The following is a 15,545-nucleotide window of genomic DNA, read 5'->3' on the forward strand; positions in this document are numbered from 1 at the left end:
CGCGAGCGGCCAGGCGGGCAACCGGAAATCCAGCACTGCTTGCGCCGAGTGCAGCCGGGACTAGGCGACCTCGGTAAGCCGCTGCACCGCGCGCACCCCGTCATAGACGAATTCCGGCCCGTCGAGGTCGACCTGCGGCCAGGCCTCACGGTCGTACCAGTAGTCCTGGCTGTCGCGCCATTCGATCCGGTCGATCCGCTTGGGCAGCTTGTCGAGGTCGCGCTTGAGGTAGGTCGGGTTGAAGTTGTCTTCCTCGATCCACGGCAGCCGCGGCAGGTGCGCATCGGCATCGGGGATCCGCACCTCGGCCTGGCGCACCCCGTGCTCGTCCATGTGATTCAGCAGGCGACAGACGAAATCGCCGATCAGGTCGACCCGCAGCGTCGCCGAGGCGCGGAAGTAGACCATCATCCAGGCGAGGTTCGGGACATCGGAGAACATCATCCCGCGCCAGCTGACCGTCTGGGAGAAATCGACCGGCTTGCCATCGACCGAGAAGGCGATCCCGCCCATCACCTTGAGCCGGAACCCGGTCGCCGCAATGACGACATCCGCCGGGATCACGGTCCCATCCCTGGTGACGATGCTGTCGGCGGTGAAATGGTCGATCTCGTCGGTAACGACATCGACCTTGCCCGCCGCGATTGCCGCGAACATGTCGCCGTCAGGGACGATCGCCATCCGCTGTTGCCACACGCGGTAGCGCGGGGTGAAATGCGGTTCGAATTCGAAATCCTCGCCCGCGTGCTGGCGGATCAGGTCCTTCAATTCCTCGAACACCGCGTCGGGCTCCTCCACGCAGCGGCGGACCAGCTCGCGGGAGTCATGATTGACCTGTTCGCGCACCACGCGGTGGATGGTCGGCTCGTCGATCCCGATCTGGTGCAGCCGGTCGGCCAGCTCGTTGGCGTTCGGCATGCACCAGTAATAGGTAGGCGAGCGCTGCAGCATGGTCACCTTGGCGGCCTGGTCGGCCATCGCCGGAATGATCGTCGCCGCCGAAGCGCCCGAACCGATCACCACCACCCGCTTGCCGGCATAGTCAGTCTTGGGATCCCACAGCTGGGCATGGACCAGCAGGCCGCCGAACTGCTCGGCTCCCGGCCAGTCAGGCATGTAGGGCGTCTCGTGGTCATAATAGCCCTGGCACATCCACAGGAAGTTGCAGGTGAAATCGGCGCTGGTCCCGTCGGTGCGGGTCGCCTTCACCGTCCAGAGCTTGTCCGCGCTCGACCACAAGGCTTGGCTGATGCGGTGGCCATAGTGAATGTGCGGGGCGAGGCCGTATTCCTCGATCACCTCGCCCATGTATTCACGGATCGCCCCGCCGCTGGCGATCGGCGGGCCAACCCACGGCTTGAACCGGTAGCCATAGGTATAAAGATCGGAATCGGACCGGATTCCGGGGTACTGGTAAGTTGCCCAGGTCCCGCCGAAGGTGTCCTTCATTTCGAGGATCGCGAAGGTCTTGCCACGGCATTGCTGCGTGAGGTGGACCGCGGAGCCGATCCCGGCCACCCCGGCCCCGACGATCAGCACATCGAAATGGGTGGTCTCGGCCGCCGGCCTGGCGGCAGTTGCTATGGCGTTCATCGGCGATTCTCCCAGTCCCTTATGGACCGAGTAAGCGCCCAAACCGCGCAAATGCCAAGCCGGTAATGTATTGCGTGTTCTAGGCGGCCTCGGTCTCTCTCGGCGCCGCGCCTTTCTGGCTGCGCTGGCCGTCATAGAGGAACTCTGCACCGGTCAGGTCGATGTTCGGAATCTCGCCGCGCTCGGCCCAATAGTCCTGGTTATGGCGCCATTCGGGCTTGTCGCCGCGCCGAGGCATCTGCTTCAATCCGCGTATCAGGTAGCTGGGATTGAAGTTGTCGCTTTCGATCCAGTCGTGCAGCTCCATGTCGCGATCTTCGTCGCGCAGTGCCACTTCGACCCGCTTCACGCCTTTCGCATCCATGTGGTTGAGCAGTTTGCAGACGAAATCGCCCATCATATCCACGCGCAGTGTCCAGCTGGCCCGGAAATAGCCCATCACCCAGGCCATGTTGGGCACGCCGGTGAACATCATCCCGCGATAGTTGATCGTTTCGTGCCAATCGACCCGCTGGCCGTCGACGAAGAACGGAATGCCGCCCATCATCAAGAGGTTGAAGCCGGTGGCGGCGACGATGATGTCAGCCTCGATCTCTTGGCCCGACTTGGTCCGCACGCCCTTCTCGGTGAAGGTTTCGAGCTCGTCTGTGTGAACCGTCAGCTTGCCGGCTACGGCGGCGCGGAAGATGTCGCCTTCGGGGCAGAAGGCCAGACGCTGCTGCCAGGGGCGGTACTTCGGGGTGAAGTGGGGTTCGAACTCGAAGTCTTCCTTGCCGGTGAAAGCGCGAACCAGCATCCGCAGTTCCTCGATCACCACCTCGGGCTCATCGATGCAGCGCTGGGTCATCACGTTCTGGTCGTGCATGATCTGGGCGCGGACCACCCGGTGGATGGTCGGCTCGTCGATCCCGCCGGCACGCAGCTTGTCGGCCAGTTCGTTCTTGTTCTCGCTGCAGAAGAAATAGGTCGGCGAGCGCTGCAGCATGGTCACGTGGGCGGCCTTTTCGGCAAAGGCGGGGATCACCGTGGCGGCGGTCGCGCCCGATCCGATCACCAGCACGCGCTTGCCGGTATAGTCGATCTTGGGATCCCACAGCTGGGCGTGGACCAGCAGGCCCTGGTAGCGGTCCATCCCCGGCCAGTCGGGCATGTAGGGCTTTTCGTGATCGTAATAGCCCTGGCACATCCACAGGAAGTTGCAGGTGAAGGCCACCTTGGCCCCGTCGCTCGAGCGGGTCGCCTCGACTGTCCAGAGGTTGGTCTTGCTGTCCCACGCGGCGCGGGTGATGCGGTGGCCATAGCGGATGTGCGGGGCGATCCCGTTCTCCTCGATCACCTCGCCCATGTACTTGAGGATTTCCTCGGCACTGGCGATCGGTGCGCCGATCCAGGGCTTGAAGCGATAGCCGAAGGTGTAGAGGTCGCTGTCCGAACGCACGCCGGGATACTTGTGGGTTTCCCAGGTCCCGCCATAGGTGTCCTTCATTTCCAGGATCACATAGGACTTGCCGGGGCACTGGTCTTGCAGGTGATAGGCCGATCCGATCCCTGAAATCCCTGCGCCAACGATCAGCACGTCGACATGGGTCACTTCGGTGGCCGGGGCCGTGGCAACTGCGTTCATGGCGACTCTCCCTTCGCTCTTAATCGTCCGATTAAGCCGCTAATGAAGGGAATTGCCAAGCCCGTAATTGATGCTGGTCAAACCGGTTCGACTTCCGGCGCGGCTGCGCTGCCCGGCCCGAGGCTGCGCTGCATGTACAGCGTGTCGAGCCAGCGGCCCTGCTTGCGCCCGATGCCGGTCAGCCGCCCCGCCTCGGCAAAACCCAGCCGGGCGTGGAGCGCGGCCGAGGCTGGTTCCGCCCCGCCGATTACCGCCACCATCTGGCGGAAACCGGCTTCCTCGCAGGCCGCAATGAGGGCGCCGAGCAGGGCCTTGCCCACGCCTTGCCCGCGCGCATCGTCACGGATGTAGATCGAATCCTCGCAGACATAGCGATAGGCCGCCCGGTCGCGGAACTGGGTGGCATAGGCATATCCCAGCAGTGCGCCAGCTTCATCCTCGGCCACCAGCCAAGGCCAACCATGGCCCAGCACGCGGGCGATGCGCTGGCCGATCTCGGCCGCCTTGGGCGGGACGGTTTCGTAACTGGCCGTGCCGTGCAGCACGTGGTGGGCATAGATCGCCGCGATTTCCGCCGCATCGGCGGGATCGACCGGGCGGATCCGCATGGCGCTCAATCGCCCGCCACGGTCATGCCATCGACCCGCAAGGTCGGCACGTTGACGCTGCGATACCATTCCAGGTCATTGGCGGGGACCAGCGCGGCGAACATGTCGATCAGGTTGCCGGCCACGGTGAATTCGGCCACCGGCCCGGCCAGCTGGCCATTGACGATGCGATAGCCCGATGCGCCCCGGCTGTAATCGCCGGTAACGCCGTTGACGCCGTGGCCGATCAGTTCGGTGACATAGACCCCGTCGGCAATGTCGGCCATCAGTTCGGCGGGGGTCATGCTGCCCGGTTCAAGGTGCAGGTTGCTGGTGCCGACCCCGGGCGATCCGCCCGCGCCGCGCACGGCATGGCCGGTCGGCTGGCCGCCCAGCTGGCGGGCCGCCGCGCTGTCCATCAGCCAGCCGGTCAGCCGCCCGCCCTCGACCAGCGCGCGGCGCGCCACCGGCAGCCCCTCGCCATCGAAGGGGCGCGAGGAGAGCCCGCGCAGCCGCAGCGGATCGTCGACGATCGTGATGCCGGGGGCAAAGATCTGCGCGCCATCGCGGTCAAGCAGGAAGCTGGCGCGCCGGGCAATCGCATTGCCCGACATCGCGCCGGCCAGGTGGCCGAGCAGGCTGCCGCCCACCCGCGGATCGAACACCACCGGCATGGGGCCGCTCTTGAGCCGGCCCGGATTGACCCGGCGGACAGCGCGCTCACCCGCTTCCCGCCCGATCGCCTCGGGCGCCGGCAGGTCGGCCAGGTGGCGGGCGGTGCGCCAGTCGTAATCGCGCTGCATCGCATCGCCAGTCCCGGCAATCACCACCGCGCTGGAGGAATGGCTGGTCCCGGCATAGGCCCCGGCGAACCCGTGGCTGGTGACCAGCGCCATGACCCGGTGCGAAAAGCCGGCCGATCCGCCTTCGCTGTTGGTCACGCCGGCCACGGCGCGCGCCGCATCCTCTGCCGCCAGCGCCCGCTCGCGCAGGATCGCCGGGCTGGGCTCGGCCGGATCGTCAAGATCGAGCGCGGCAGGCGCCGCGCGCAGCAGCAGGTCTTCGGGGGCCAGCCCGGCATAGCGGTCTTCCGGCGCAGCCCGCGCCATGTCCACGGCCCGCGCGGCCAGTTCGGCCAGCGCCGCGTCCGACAGGTCGCTTGACCCGATCGAGGCCGAACGGCTGCCGACAAAGACCCTTAGGTCAAGGTGCTCGGTCTCCGAATGCTCGACATCTTCCAGCTTGCCGAGCCGCACTTGCACGCCTTCGGACAGGCTGCCGGAATAGATCGCATCGGCGGCATCGGCCCCGGCCTTGCGCGCAAGGTCGATCAGCGCGGCGGCGCGGCTCTGGGCGGCTTCGGGGGTCAGCATGGGAAACGGTCACTCCAGTCGGGGAGTGGCCGATCTAGGGACGGCAGGCCGAAAGGGCAATCAGGCGAGGATGTAGGCCAGCAGTTTGAACAGCCCGGTCAGCGCCAACGGCAGCGTGATAGCCAGGATCCACAGCCAGGCCCGGTCATGCCGGTAATAGCCTGCCAGTGCCGGATCGGCGGCCTGTTCGTCGCTCAGCCGGTTCCAGCGGCGCTCGAAGCTGCGGCAGGCCGGGATGATCCCCGCCACCAGCACGACCAGGGCCAAATAGGGCAGCAGCGATCCGCTGCGCACCTGCAGCGCGCCCATGGTCAGGAAGATCTGGAGACCGGTATAGACCAGCAGGGCATAGGCGATGTTGTCGCTCATGCGCTTGCGCCAGTCGAGCGGTTTGGTCGAAGCGCGCTGCGATCGCGCAATGCCTTGCCAAGCCTTGATCATCGCCAGTCCCCTTGCAGCATCCCCAGCGGTCCGTGCGGTCTTGTGCCGATCATCGGACTCGTTGGGGGAGTAAAACACCGATGGGCCGCGCAATCAAGCACCGTTTACCATGCCGTTTACCGTCCCTTGCCCATGCTGTTCGTCGAAGCCCCATGCATGAAACTTGCCAATTGCGATCCCGCCGCCTTGCCGAGCGCGACCGGTGCGCTTAAACAGCAGCTTGCAATGACCGACACCGCGCTTGCCCCTGCCGCCCGCACCGATCCCCCCGCCATGCCGCAGGGCGGGCTGGAAGTGATCTCGATCGCCAAGTCCTATGACAAGCGCGCCGTGCTGACCGACATTTCGCTGTCGGTGGCCAAGGGCGAAGTGCTGGGCCTGCTTGGCCCCAACGGCGCGGGCAAGACCACCTGTTTCTATTCGATCATGGGGCTGGTGCGGCCGGATTCGGGCCGGATCCTGATGGACGGGGTCGATGTCACCAACCTGCCGATGTATCGCCGCGCGATCCTGGGCCTGGGCTACCTGCCGCAGGAAACCAGCATCTTTCGTGGCATGACGGTGGAACGGAACATCAATTGCGTGCTCGAACTGGTCGAGCCGGATGCCGATGTCCGGCGCGAGGAGCTGGAACGCCTGCTGGGTGAATTCGGCCTGACCCGGCTGCGCGAAAGCCCGGCCATGGCCCTGTCCGGCGGGGAGCGCCGCCGCGCCGAAATCGCCCGGGCGCTGGCCGCCAAGCCTTCGATCATGCTGCTGGACGAGCCCTTTGCCGGGATCGACCCGCTCTCGATCAGCGACATCCGCGATCTGGTGAGGGACCTCAAGCAGCGCGGCATCGGCGTGCTGATCACCGATCACAACGTGCGCGAAACGCTGGATATCTGCGACAAGGGCTGCATCATCTACGGCGGCCAGGTCCTGTTCGCCGGCAGCCCCGGAGCGCTGGTGGCCGATGAAAACGTGCGCCGGCTCTACCTGGGCGAGGGCTTCACGCTTTAGGGCGGGCCTCTTTTATGGCGCTTGGGCCTCGCCTCGACTTACGCCAGTCCCAATCGCTGGTGATGACTCCCCAGCTGCAGCAGGCGATCAAGCTGCTGGCGCTGTCCAACCTCGAAATCGAGGCCTTCATCGGCGAGGCGCTGGACGCCAATCCCTTGCTCGAGATCGGCGAGGCCGCACCCGCCGCGCCCGAAACAATCGACCTGCCGGATGAGGCACGGCGCACCACGCTGGAAAGCTCGCCGGTCGATCAGCTGGTCTCCGAAGGCCGGGCAGACGATGACCGGCCGCTCGATATCGATGCCACCGCGCTCGACCGGGATCGCGATACCGGCGATGGCGAATGGGGCTCGGCGCTGCGGATCGGCCCGGCGGGCGAGGACGGGCCGGACATCGACGAGCGCGGCGAGAGTGACAAGGACCTCGCCACCCACCTCCACGACCAGCTCGGCGCTCAGTCCCGCGATCCTCGCCTCGCCGCGATTGCCCGTTACCTGATCGACCAGCTGGACGAGGCCGGCTATCTGCCCGTCACCCTGCGCGAAGTGGCGAGCGAGCTGGGTGTGGCCCTGGCCGAGGCGGAAGCGGCGCTGGCGCTGGTCCAGTCGCTTGATCCCAGCGGAGTGGGCGCTCGCTCGCTGGGCGAATGCCTGGCGCTCCAGGCGATCGAGGCCGATCGCCACGATCCCTGCATGGCCCGCCTGCTCGAAAACCTCGATCTCCTCGCGCGCGGCGAGATTCCCCGGCTCAAGCGGATGTGCGGGGTCGATGACGAGGACTTTGCCGAAATGCTGGCCGAGCTGCGCGGCTATGACCCCAAGCCCGGCCTGCGCTTCAATCGCGGCGGGGGCGAGGCGGTGGTGCCCGATATCCTGCTGGTGCCGCGCGCTGATGGCGGCTGGGACATCAGCCTCAACCAGGCGACCCTGCCGCGGCTGATCGTCAATCGCGGCTATTATGTCGAGCTGCGCGGGACCTGCGAGGACAAGACCTCGCGTGGCTGGCTTTCGGAAAAGCTGGCCGATGCCAACTGGCTGATCAAGGCGCTCGACCAGCGGCAGAAGACGATCCTGAAAGTGGCGAGCGAGATCGTGACGCAGCAGGACGGGTTCTTCCGCCACGGTGTCTCGCACCTCCGCCCGCTGACCCTGCGCGCCGTGGCCGAGACGATCGGCATGCACGAATCGACCGTCAGCCGCGTCACCTCGAACAAGTACCTGCATTGCCCGCGCGGCACCTTCGAGCTGAAGTACTTCTTTACTTCGGGCGTCGGCGCGGTCGATGGCGAGGGCGGGGCCTCGGCCGAGGCGGTCAAGGCGGCGATCAAGGCGCTGATCGATGCCGAGGATCCCAAGGCGATCCTGTCCGACGATACCCTGGTCGACCTGCTCAAGGCCAAGGGCTTCGACCTCGCCCGCCGCACGGTCGCCAAGTACCGCGAGGCGATCGGGTTGGGTTCTTCAGTCCAGCGCCGCCGACAAAAGGCACTGGCGGGGATGCGCTGAGGCGCTAGTGTCGCGCCCCAGAACGATGGGGAGATTCCACGACATGAACTTGCGCCTCCTGGCCGCTGCCGCCCTGGCGACCACTTTCCTGGCCCACCCGGCCCTGGCCCAGACCCAGGAATACCGGGTGCTGACCCAGAACCGCGATATCGGCCACCTCAAGCTTGACCGGCAGGGCCAGACCATCGCCGTCGATTACGATTTCAAGCAGAACGGGCGCGGGCCGACGATCAAGGAGCAGGTCACGCTCGACAAGGATGGCGCGCCGGTCAGCTGGACGATCACCGGCCGGACCACCTTTGGCAATGCGGTGAACGAAAGCTTCAAGCGCACGGCGACGCAGGTCAGCTGGCGCGACCTCTCCGGTCCCGGCTCGCTGAAGGGCAAGGACCTGCCGAAGTACTATGCCGCGCAGAACGGTTCGCCGCTCGATGTCGCGCTGCTGGCCAAGGCGCTGCTGGCCGATGCCGACCGCACCATGCCGGTCGCCCCCGGCGGCACCGCGCGGCTGACCGAGCGCGCCCGCAACAGCTTCGATGGCCCCGACGGCAAGCTGGAAGTCATCACCTATGAACTGTCCGGCCTGTCGCTCAACCCGACCTACATCACGCTCGATGCCAAGGGCGATCTGTTTGCCCTGGCCACGGCCGGGTTCCTGATTGCCCGCAAGGGTTACGAGCGCGTGGCGGATGAGCCGCTGCGCAAGCTCTCCGAAAAGCTCGCCTCTGACCGGTTCGCCCAGCTCCAGGCTGAAAACGCGAAGAAGTTTGCGGGGCCAGTGCGGATCCGCAACGTTCGCGTGTTCGATCCCAGGGCCAAGGCACTCTCTGCGCTGAGCGACGTGGTCGTCTCGGGCAGCCGGATTTCCGGCGTGGTCCCGGCCGGCAGCCCGGCCACCCCCGGCGAAACGGCGATCGAGGGCGAGGGCGGCACGCTGGTACCGGGCCTGTTCGAAATGCACGGCCACATGGGCCAGGAAGATGCCCTGATGAACGTGTTGGCGGGCATCACCACGGTCCGCGACATGGGCAACCGCAACGACGTGCTCGACATCCTGGTTGACCGGATCGGCAAGGGCGAGGTCGCGGGCCCGCGGATCGTCCGCTCCGGCTTCATCGAGGGCAAGAGCCCGTTCAGTTCGGCTACCGGCAAGCTGGTGGCGAGCGAGGCCGAGGCGATCGAGGCGGTGCGCTGGTACGCCGCGCGCGGCTATAACCAGGCCAAGCTCTACAACTCGATGGACCCCAAGTGGGCACCCGCCGTGGTGGGCGAGGCCAAGCGGCTGGGCCTGCGCGTCTCGGGTCACGTCCCGGCCTTTTCCAGCGCCGACGAGATGATCGCTGCCGGGTTTGACGAGATCACCCACGTCAACCAGCTGATGCTGGGCTGGGTGCTCAATCCGGGTGAGGATACCCGCACCCTGTTCCGCTTCACCGCCCAGGCGCGGTTCCCGGCGCTCGACCTTAAATCGGACAAGGTGACCAAGACGCTCGATGCCATGGCGGCGAAGAACGTCTCGCACGAGCCGACCATCGCGATCCACGAACTGGGCCTCACCGCGCTCGACGGCGTGCCCAACCCTGGCGCGGTCGATTACATCACCCACATGCCCCCGGCCGAGCAGCGGCAGCTGAAGCAGGCGCTGTTCGGGGCCGATACGCCCAAGCAGCGCGCCGACTACATCGCCGCTTTCGCCAAGATCAAGGAAACCCTGGCCGAGATGCACCGGCGCGGGATCATGCTGATCCCCGGCACCGACCTGGGCGGCGGGTTCACTTATCACCGCGAGCTGGAACTGTTCGGCCAGCTGGGGATGACCCCGGCCGACGTGCTGACCCGCGCCACGCTGGATATGGCGCGCTATCTGGGCCAGGACCAGGCGCTGGGTAGCATCGAGCGCGGCAAGTTGGCCGATTTCTTCCTGGTGCCGGGCGATCCGACCAAGGACCTGAAGGCGATCAAGACCATTCGCATGGTCGCGCGTGGGGGCACGGTCTACTTCCCGGACGAGGTCTATACCAAGCTGGGCATCAAGCCGTTTTCCACCCCGCCAAAGGTCGAGGCGGCGAAATGAGCGGCTGGGCGATCTGGGGCGGGGCGCTCGGGCTCTATGTGCTGTTCCGGCTGTGGTACGACAACTGGCGCGGACCGCTGACCAAGGCCGAGATCGAGGCCTTTATCGAGCAGGTTCACGGCAAGTACACCGGCGGCAACGAAAGCGGCGTGTTGCGCAGCTTTCTGGAGGCGGACGACGGCAAGGAATTCGTCATGCTCAACCTCGTCAAGATCGAGGAGGGCATGGTCACCGATCCCGCCACCGGCCAGCCGATCGCGGGCCGCGCGGCGATGCGGCGCTATTCCGATCCCTTCGTCCGCCGCCTCATCGCCAATGGCGGCCATCCCGGCATGGTCGGGCGCAAGGTGGGGCCCTATGTCGATGCCTGGAACGTCGAGGGCGATCCGGGCTGGTCGATCTTCGGGCTGATGCGTTACCGCAGCCGCCGCGATCTGATCCGGATGGTCGCGGACCCGCGCTTTGCCGAACACCACGCCTACAAGGCGCTGGGCATTCCGGTCACTTTCAGCTTCCCGACCCAGCGCGAGCTGTCGGTCTACATGGGGCCGCGGGTCTGGGTGGCGCTGGTCCTCGCGCTGGTGGCGGCACTCACGCAGCTGGCGTTGGGCTAACGCGCAATCGGTTGCCATAGCCGCAGGCGGGCCGACAGGTCCCAGACCCCGATTTCCCGGCAGGTCAGCTTGTCGCGCGCGCACCAGTCGCTGGCCCGCTTGCGGGCGTTTTCAGCACTGACGCCATATTCGTAAAGCGTGCCTCCGGCCTGATCGATGAAGGCGGCCATGAACGGCCCAAGGCCGTGATTGCTCGTTCCGCCAGTATCGATCGCGCAGGCGATCGCACCACTTGCGCGACATTGGGCCAGGGCAGCTGCATCGGCCTCGGTCGGTTGGGCATGGCCAGCGCTGATCGCGATGCCATCAGGCCCCCTGGTGGCGCGGGCCACGGCAGCAAAGCCCCGCAGCGGCTGCGCGACTTTGACCAGGTCGATCACCTTCACGCCCGAACCCGATGTGTCGATGGTGCCTACCAGCGCGCAGCCATCGACATCCTTCCAGCAGATCCGCTCGACCCGTTCATGCGGATCGCCCGCCGGCGGCAAGGGCACCACCTGCACCCGGCCGACGCCGGTATAGACCAGGCCGAGCGGCCCCGCGGCGCTGCCCAGCAGGCCCTTGCACTTGCCCCCGGTCTGGCGCTCGCATTCGGCGACCGCCTGCCGGTTGGCCGCGGCAAAGCCATTGCCGCCCAGCGCCAGCCAGTTCTTGCCGGTCCAGGGTTCCGCAACCTTTTCGGCCGGTACCGCAACCGCGGCTACCCGGTGGCGCTGCACCGGGCCTTCGGGCAGCCAGGTTGCCGAGAAATCCCGCTCGGGCGGCGTGCCCGGCGGGATCAGGATGGGATTGAAGGTCCGCACGATCCGGCAATCGAACGAGTACTTCTGGCAGCGTTCCAGCGCTTCGGCCTTGGCGGCATCGGGCGAGCCGACCTGGGTGCCGCCGAACAGGATCCCGCTCTCGTCCCTGGCCATGGCGACGTAGACCTCGTCGGTGCCGCCCACCCAGCTGCATTCGGAGCCCATCGCCTCCTCGCAGGCCTTGCTGACCAGGTCCTGGGCGGCCTGCGCGCTGCGCTGGCCGGCGGTCGCCCAGATCGCGCTGCTATCCCAGTGAAAGGCGGCGGCCATATAGGCCTTGACCGGTGGCGGCCCCATCCGCCGTGGCGGGCTGGCGGACGAACCGGAGTTGCCGCCGCCACCCGAATCTTGCGGGGCTGGTCCCATCGGCGCGCAACCGACCCAGCCGCCCGTGCCCCCGCCGATCGGGAAATGGCCGGGCGGGCAATTCCCCTCGGCGCGCGCCGGGGTAGCCGGGGCCAGGGCGAGCCACAGGCCCAGCGCGGCCAGGAAGAGAAGCGGTAACGGTGGCTTGAACATCGGCGAAGACCCTGATGCGATCGATGCGACCGTGCTGGCCGAACAGGCCTGAACGGCGTCTTGCCGATTGTGCGATCCGGGCCGGAAAGGGGTGCCTCCCGGCGTACCGGTACATCGGCGGCCCGAACGCCGGATCGGTCAGCCCTGCAGTCGCACCGCCCGGTTGCGCCAGTTCTCGGCCAGCAGCGGCTCGTCCGCCAGGGCACGCAAGGCCGCAGGATCGGCGCGGTGGCCGCCGCCGACCAGCAGGGTGAAGACCCGCGCGACGGTCCAGTCCGGGCAGGGGCGCTCGACCATTTCCAGCGCATCACCAGCGCGAGCTCGGCCCGGCTCGATCACCCGGTAATACCAGCCGGACCGGCCGGTGCGGATCACTGCGGCCGACAGGCCCTTGTGGCCAAAGCGCTGATCCAGCTTCCAGCACGGCTGGCGCCCCTGGCTGATCTCGATCAGCGCGGTGCCCAGCCGATACCGGTCACCGATGCAGGCCGCATCCTCGGTGAGCCCCAGGGTGGAGACATTCTCGCCAAAAGCGCCTTCGCCGCGCAGCAAGGGATGATCGCCCAGTTCATCAGGCCAGGCCGCGTAGTGATCGTGGGGGTAATGATGGATCGCTTTGTCCGGCCCGCCGTGAACGGTCAGGTCGGCCTGCTCGTCACCCGAAAGGCCGAGCGGGCCGATGGCGACCGGCTGGTCGGTCGGTGCCTTGGCAATTGCGCTCTGCGTGCCATCGTCACGAAAGGGCCGGGCCGAGCCGAGGTTGAGCGAGCGGACTGTCCATTGCATCGCCGCGCCTTAGCAACCGTGCGCTCAGGCTTCCAGTTCGACATCCCAGTAAAGCCAGTCCCGCCAGGTTTCGTGCAGGTAATTGGGCGGAAAGGCGCGGCCGCGTTCCTGGAGGTGCCACGAGGTTGGCCGGATCGGCTGGACCAGCAGCGGCATGTGCGCCTGCCGCGGGGTGCGGCCGCCCTTCTTGAGGTTGCAGGGCGAACAGGCGGTGGCGACGTTCTCCCAGCTGGTCCGCCCGCCGAGGCGCCGCGGCACCACGTGATCGAAGGTCAGGTTATGCGGGCTGCCGCAATACTGGCAGGTGAACCGATCGCGCAGGAACAGGTTGAAGCGGGTGAAGGCCGGAAACTCGCTGGGTTTCACATATTGCCGCAGCGCGATCACGCTGGGGATCGGCATGGTCCAGCTGGGCGAATGGACCTCGCGCGCATAGCTGGCGACGATATCGACCCGTTCGAGGAACACCGCCTTGATCGCGGTTTGCCAGGGCCAGAGGCTGAGCGGGTAATAGCTGAGCGGGGTGTAATCGGCGTTGAGCACCAGCGCAGGGCAATCGGACAGACTGCGGGAGGGATCCCCCTCGGCGCTGCGGAACCGGGCCGCGCGCTCGATCAGCTCGGCCTGAAGCATGGCCTCCCGTAACCGGGCATGATTGCGGTGGTGTGACAGCCCATGGCCGCAAGTGAGCATGGCGCGCTTTGGCCCGTCAAGCCTTGCGCCGTGGCACAATCCACAGGCAAGAAGGCGGGCGTGAGCACCCAAGCAGCCTTGGCCAGTCCCGTCACCCGCTTTGCCCCCAGCCCCAACGGGCTGCTGCACCTGGGCCATGCCTATGCCGCCGTGGCGGCGCATGACCTGGCGCGGGCGCGGGGTGGGCGGTTCCTGTTGCGGATCGAGGATATCGACGGCACGCGCAGCCGGGCCGAACTGGTGCCGGAAATCCTGGCCGATCTCGCATGGCTGGGGTTGCAGTGGGATGGGCCGGTAGTGTTCCAGTCTGCCCGGCTCGCCAGCTTTGCGGCGGCGGGGGAGCGGCTGAAGGAACTGGGCCTGCTTTATCCCTGCCAGTGCACCCGGGCCGAAGTGGCGGCGGCGGCGCGTGGCGCTGGCCCGGACGGGCTGGTCTATCCCGGCACCTGCCGGGGGCGGGATGTTTCGCCCGAAGGGGCGGCCTGGCGGATCGACATGGCCAAGGCAGTGGCGCTGGCCGGGCCGCTTGAATGGCTGGATGAACTGGCCGGGCCGCAGGTGGCCGATCCCGCGCCCTTCGGCGACGTGGTGCTGCTGCGCAAGGAAGCCCCGGCCAGCTATCACCTCGCCGCCACGCTCGACGATGCGGCCGACGGGGTGACGCTGGTCACGCGCGGGCAGGACCTGTTTGCCGCGAGCCACGTGCACCGCCTGCTCCAGGCGCTGCTCGGCCTGCCCGTGCCGGTCTGGCATCATCACCCGCTGGTTTGTGAGGCGGATGGCCAAGGACACTGGCACAAGCTCGCCAAGCGGCGCGGTTCGGCCGCGCTGGCCGACCTGCGCCGCGCCGGTGAAGACGGGCGGGCGCTGGCCGAAGCCTTGCGCATGGGCCAAATCCCTACTGGCCTTTCGCTGGGGCCGGGCGTAGGAACGGCGCCATGAACTGGTTCCTTGCTATCGTCATCGCCGTGCTCATGGTGCTGACCCTCGTCACCCTGGTCCGCGGCATCATCGCCTTCATGGCTTCGACCAAGGCCGATCTCGAACGGCCCGAAGGCAGCGGCCCCAGCGAGATGCAGCTGCGCCAGAACACGCTGATGTTCCGCCGGGTGTTCTACCAGGCGGCGGCGATCGTGGTCGTCGCGATCCTGCTCTTCGCCAACCGCTGACGGCGGGGCGGACCCAAGCGTGGTCAAGCTCAACAAGATCTACACCCGCACCGGCGACGATGGCACTACTGGCCTGGTCGATGGCAGCCGCCGCGCCAAGCATGACGCGCGGATGGAAGCGATCGGCGCGGTGGACGAAGCGAACAGCGCCCTGGGGCTGCTGGCGGTGTCACTGGATCCCACCGGTTCGCCCGCCAGTGTCGTGGCCAGGATCCTGAACGACCTGTTCGACCTGGGGGCTGACCTTGCCACGCCGGGGGACGATTTCACGCCGTCCGAAATGGTCCTGCGGATCGTCCCGGCCCAGGCCGAATGGCTCGAAGCCGCGATTGATGGGCTCAATGAACATCTCGCGCCGCTGACCAGCTTCATCCTGCCCGGCGGCAGCGAGGCCGCGGCCCGCGCCCACATCGCCCGCGCCGCCGTCCGCCGCGCCGAACGGGCTGCCACGGCCCTGGCAGCGGTCGAACCGGTCAATCCGGCGGCGCTGGCCTATCTCAACCGGCTGTCGGACTATCTCTTCGTCCTGGCCCGGGCGCTCAATGCTGCCGGGGCAGGCGATGTGCTGTGGGTTCCCGGCCAAAATCGCTGAATTTCGACTGGTAAAGGCGCTCCGCCGCAGCTAGGCAGCGCCCCTTGCTGCACTTGCGAAGGGATGGATTGATGCGGACAGTGGCGGTGATCGGCGCAGGCCAGATGGGATCGGGCATTGCCCAGACCGTGGCCCAGTTCGGCATGAAGGTGCTGCTGTCTGATGTTGAC

The 15,545-nt window shown here is 67.1% G+C and carries 16 protein-coding genes; 8 read left to right on the forward strand and 8 right to left on the reverse strand.

All coding sequences use genetic code 11. The features are described 5' to 3' along the window. Nucleotides 1-60: 60 nt before the first annotated feature. The 5 genes from O9281_RS11900 to O9281_RS11920 all read right to left on the reverse strand — a co-directional run bounded on the left by O9281_RS11900 (nt 61) and on the right by O9281_RS11920 (nt 5,618). The gene (locus O9281_RS11900; protein ID WP_298186075.1) at nt 61-1,593 is read right to left on the reverse strand and encodes an NAD(P)/FAD-dependent oxidoreductase; all 1,533 of its coding nucleotides are present in this window, start codon (nt 1,591-1,593) and stop codon (nt 61-63) included. Nucleotides 1,594-1,672: 79 nt separating this feature from the next. Further along, nucleotides 1,673-3,217: an NAD(P)/FAD-dependent oxidoreductase gene (locus O9281_RS11905; RefSeq protein ID WP_298186077.1), complete on the reverse strand. Its 1,545-nt coding sequence runs from the start codon at nt 3,215-3,217 to the stop codon at nt 1,673-1,675. A gap of 77 nt (nt 3,218-3,294) precedes the next feature. Continuing rightward, nucleotides 3,295-3,825: a GNAT family N-acetyltransferase gene (locus tag O9281_RS11910; RefSeq protein WP_298186125.1), complete on the reverse strand. Its 531-nt coding sequence runs from the start codon at nt 3,823-3,825 to the stop codon at nt 3,295-3,297. A gap of 5 nt (nt 3,826-3,830) precedes the next feature. Beyond that, entirely contained in the window at nt 3,831-5,177 is a 1,347-nt protein-coding gene (locus O9281_RS11915; protein WP_298186079.1) for a TldD/PmbA family protein, read from the reverse strand. Nucleotides 5,178-5,237: 60 nt separating this feature from the next. Beyond that, entirely contained in the window at nt 5,238-5,618 is a 381-nt protein-coding gene (locus tag O9281_RS11920) for a hypothetical protein (RefSeq protein WP_298186081.1), read from the reverse strand. Nucleotides 5,619-5,843: 225 nt separating this feature from the next. On the opposite strand from O9281_RS11920, the gene lptB reads away from it, so the two are divergent. The 4 genes from lptB to O9281_RS11940 are packed head-to-tail and all read left to right on the forward strand — an operon-like array spanning nt 5,844 to nt 10,813. Continuing rightward, nucleotides 5,844-6,620, forward strand: a complete 777-nt coding sequence (gene lptB, locus O9281_RS11925) for an LPS export ABC transporter ATP-binding protein (protein WP_298186083.1) — start codon at nt 5,844-5,846, stop codon at nt 6,618-6,620. A gap of 14 nt (nt 6,621-6,634) precedes the next feature. Continuing rightward, nucleotides 6,635-8,125: an RNA polymerase factor sigma-54 gene (rpoN, locus tag O9281_RS11930; protein WP_298186085.1), complete on the forward strand. Its 1,491-nt coding sequence runs from the start codon at nt 6,635-6,637 to the stop codon at nt 8,123-8,125. Nucleotides 8,126-8,168: 43 nt separating this feature from the next. Next, entirely contained in the window at nt 8,169-10,199 is a 2,031-nt protein-coding gene (locus O9281_RS11935) for an amidohydrolase family protein (RefSeq protein ID WP_298186088.1), read from the forward strand. Then, on the forward strand, nt 10,196-10,813 hold the full coding sequence (locus O9281_RS11940) for a hypothetical protein (RefSeq protein WP_298186090.1): 618 nt from the start codon (nt 10,196-10,198) through the stop codon (nt 10,811-10,813). Before O9281_RS11935 ends, O9281_RS11940 begins: the two co-directional genes overlap by 4 nt. Here O9281_RS11940 and O9281_RS11945 read toward each other — a convergent pair. From O9281_RS11945 to O9281_RS11955, 3 genes are all read right to left on the reverse strand, one after another. Next, a complete protein-coding gene (locus tag O9281_RS11945) occupies nt 10,810-12,135 on the reverse strand; it encodes a DUF4189 domain-containing protein (protein ID WP_298186093.1) in 1,326 nt (441 codons plus the stop codon). The two genes, O9281_RS11940 and O9281_RS11945, sit on opposite strands and share 4 nt — an antisense overlap. A gap of 138 nt (nt 12,136-12,273) precedes the next feature. Further along, nucleotides 12,274-12,921, reverse strand: a complete 648-nt coding sequence (locus tag O9281_RS11950) for an MOSC domain-containing protein (protein WP_298186095.1) — start codon at nt 12,919-12,921, stop codon at nt 12,274-12,276. Nucleotides 12,922-12,945: 24 nt separating this feature from the next. Beyond that, the gene (locus O9281_RS11955; RefSeq protein WP_298186098.1) at nt 12,946-13,554 is read right to left on the reverse strand and encodes an HNH endonuclease; all 609 of its coding nucleotides are present in this window, start codon (nt 13,552-13,554) and stop codon (nt 12,946-12,948) included. 120 nt (nt 13,555-13,674) lie between these two features. Here O9281_RS11955 and gluQRS point away from each other — a divergent pair, with 120 nt between their 5' ends. The 4 genes from gluQRS to O9281_RS11975 all read left to right on the forward strand — a co-directional run. Continuing rightward, nucleotides 13,675-14,556, forward strand: a complete 882-nt coding sequence (gluQRS, locus tag O9281_RS11960) for a tRNA glutamyl-Q(34) synthetase GluQRS (RefSeq protein WP_298186101.1) — start codon at nt 13,675-13,677, stop codon at nt 14,554-14,556. After that, on the forward strand, nt 14,553-14,783 hold the full coding sequence (locus tag O9281_RS11965; protein ID WP_298186103.1) for an HIG1 domain-containing protein: 231 nt from the start codon (nt 14,553-14,555) through the stop codon (nt 14,781-14,783). Before gluQRS ends, O9281_RS11965 begins: the two co-directional genes overlap by 4 nt. A 19-nt stretch (nt 14,784-14,802) precedes the next feature. Next, nucleotides 14,803-15,375 carry a cob(I)yrinic acid a,c-diamide adenosyltransferase gene (locus O9281_RS11970; protein ID WP_298186104.1) on the forward strand — a complete coding sequence of 191 codons (573 nt, stop codon included), beginning with the start codon at nt 14,803-14,805 and terminating at the stop codon, nt 15,373-15,375. Between the two features lie 71 nt (nt 15,376-15,446). Then, nucleotides 15,447-15,545, forward strand: a 99-nt coding sequence (locus O9281_RS11975) for a 3-hydroxyacyl-CoA dehydrogenase NAD-binding domain-containing protein (RefSeq protein WP_298186127.1), incomplete at its 3' end; no start/stop codon positions are given.

This window comes from Novosphingobium sp. (assembly GCF_027531025.1).
In the GTDB taxonomy this organism is placed as follows: Bacteria; Pseudomonadota; Alphaproteobacteria; order Sphingomonadales; family Sphingomonadaceae; genus Novosphingobium.

Coding starts and splice junctions, on each gene's coding strand:
- O9281_RS11900 (WP_298186075.1), bottom strand. CDS start 1,593: ATGAACGCCATAGCAACTGCCGCCAGGCCGGCGGCCGAGACCACCCAT.
- O9281_RS11905 (WP_298186077.1), bottom strand. CDS start 3,217: ATGAACGCAGTTGCCACGGCCCCGGCCACCGAAGTGACCCATGTCGAC.
- O9281_RS11910 (WP_298186125.1), bottom strand. CDS start 3,825: ATGCGGATCCGCCCGGTCGATCCCGCCGATGCGGCGGAAATCGCGGCG.
- O9281_RS11915 (WP_298186079.1), bottom strand. CDS start 5,177: ATGCTGACCCCCGAAGCCGCCCAGAGCCGCGCCGCCGCGCTGATCGAC.
- O9281_RS11920 (WP_298186081.1), bottom strand. CDS start 5,618: ATGATCAAGGCTTGGCAAGGCATTGCGCGATCGCAGCGCGCTTCGACC.
- lptB (WP_298186083.1), top strand. CDS start 5,844: ATGACCGACACCGCGCTTGCCCCTGCCGCCCGCACCGATCCCCCCGCC.
- rpoN (WP_298186085.1), top strand. CDS start 6,635: ATGGCGCTTGGGCCTCGCCTCGACTTACGCCAGTCCCAATCGCTGGTG.
- O9281_RS11935 (WP_298186088.1), top strand. CDS start 8,169: ATGAACTTGCGCCTCCTGGCCGCTGCCGCCCTGGCGACCACTTTCCTG.
- O9281_RS11940 (WP_298186090.1), top strand. CDS start 10,196: ATGAGCGGCTGGGCGATCTGGGGCGGGGCGCTCGGGCTCTATGTGCTG.
- O9281_RS11945 (WP_298186093.1), bottom strand. CDS start 12,135: ATGTTCAAGCCACCGTTACCGCTTCTCTTCCTGGCCGCGCTGGGCCTG.
- O9281_RS11950 (WP_298186095.1), bottom strand. CDS start 12,921: ATGCAATGGACAGTCCGCTCGCTCAACCTCGGCTCGGCCCGGCCCTTT.
- O9281_RS11955 (WP_298186098.1), bottom strand. CDS start 13,554: ATGCTTCAGGCCGAGCTGATCGAGCGCGCGGCCCGGTTCCGCAGCGCC.
- O9281_RS11965 (WP_298186103.1), top strand. CDS start 14,553: ATGAACTGGTTCCTTGCTATCGTCATCGCCGTGCTCATGGTGCTGACC.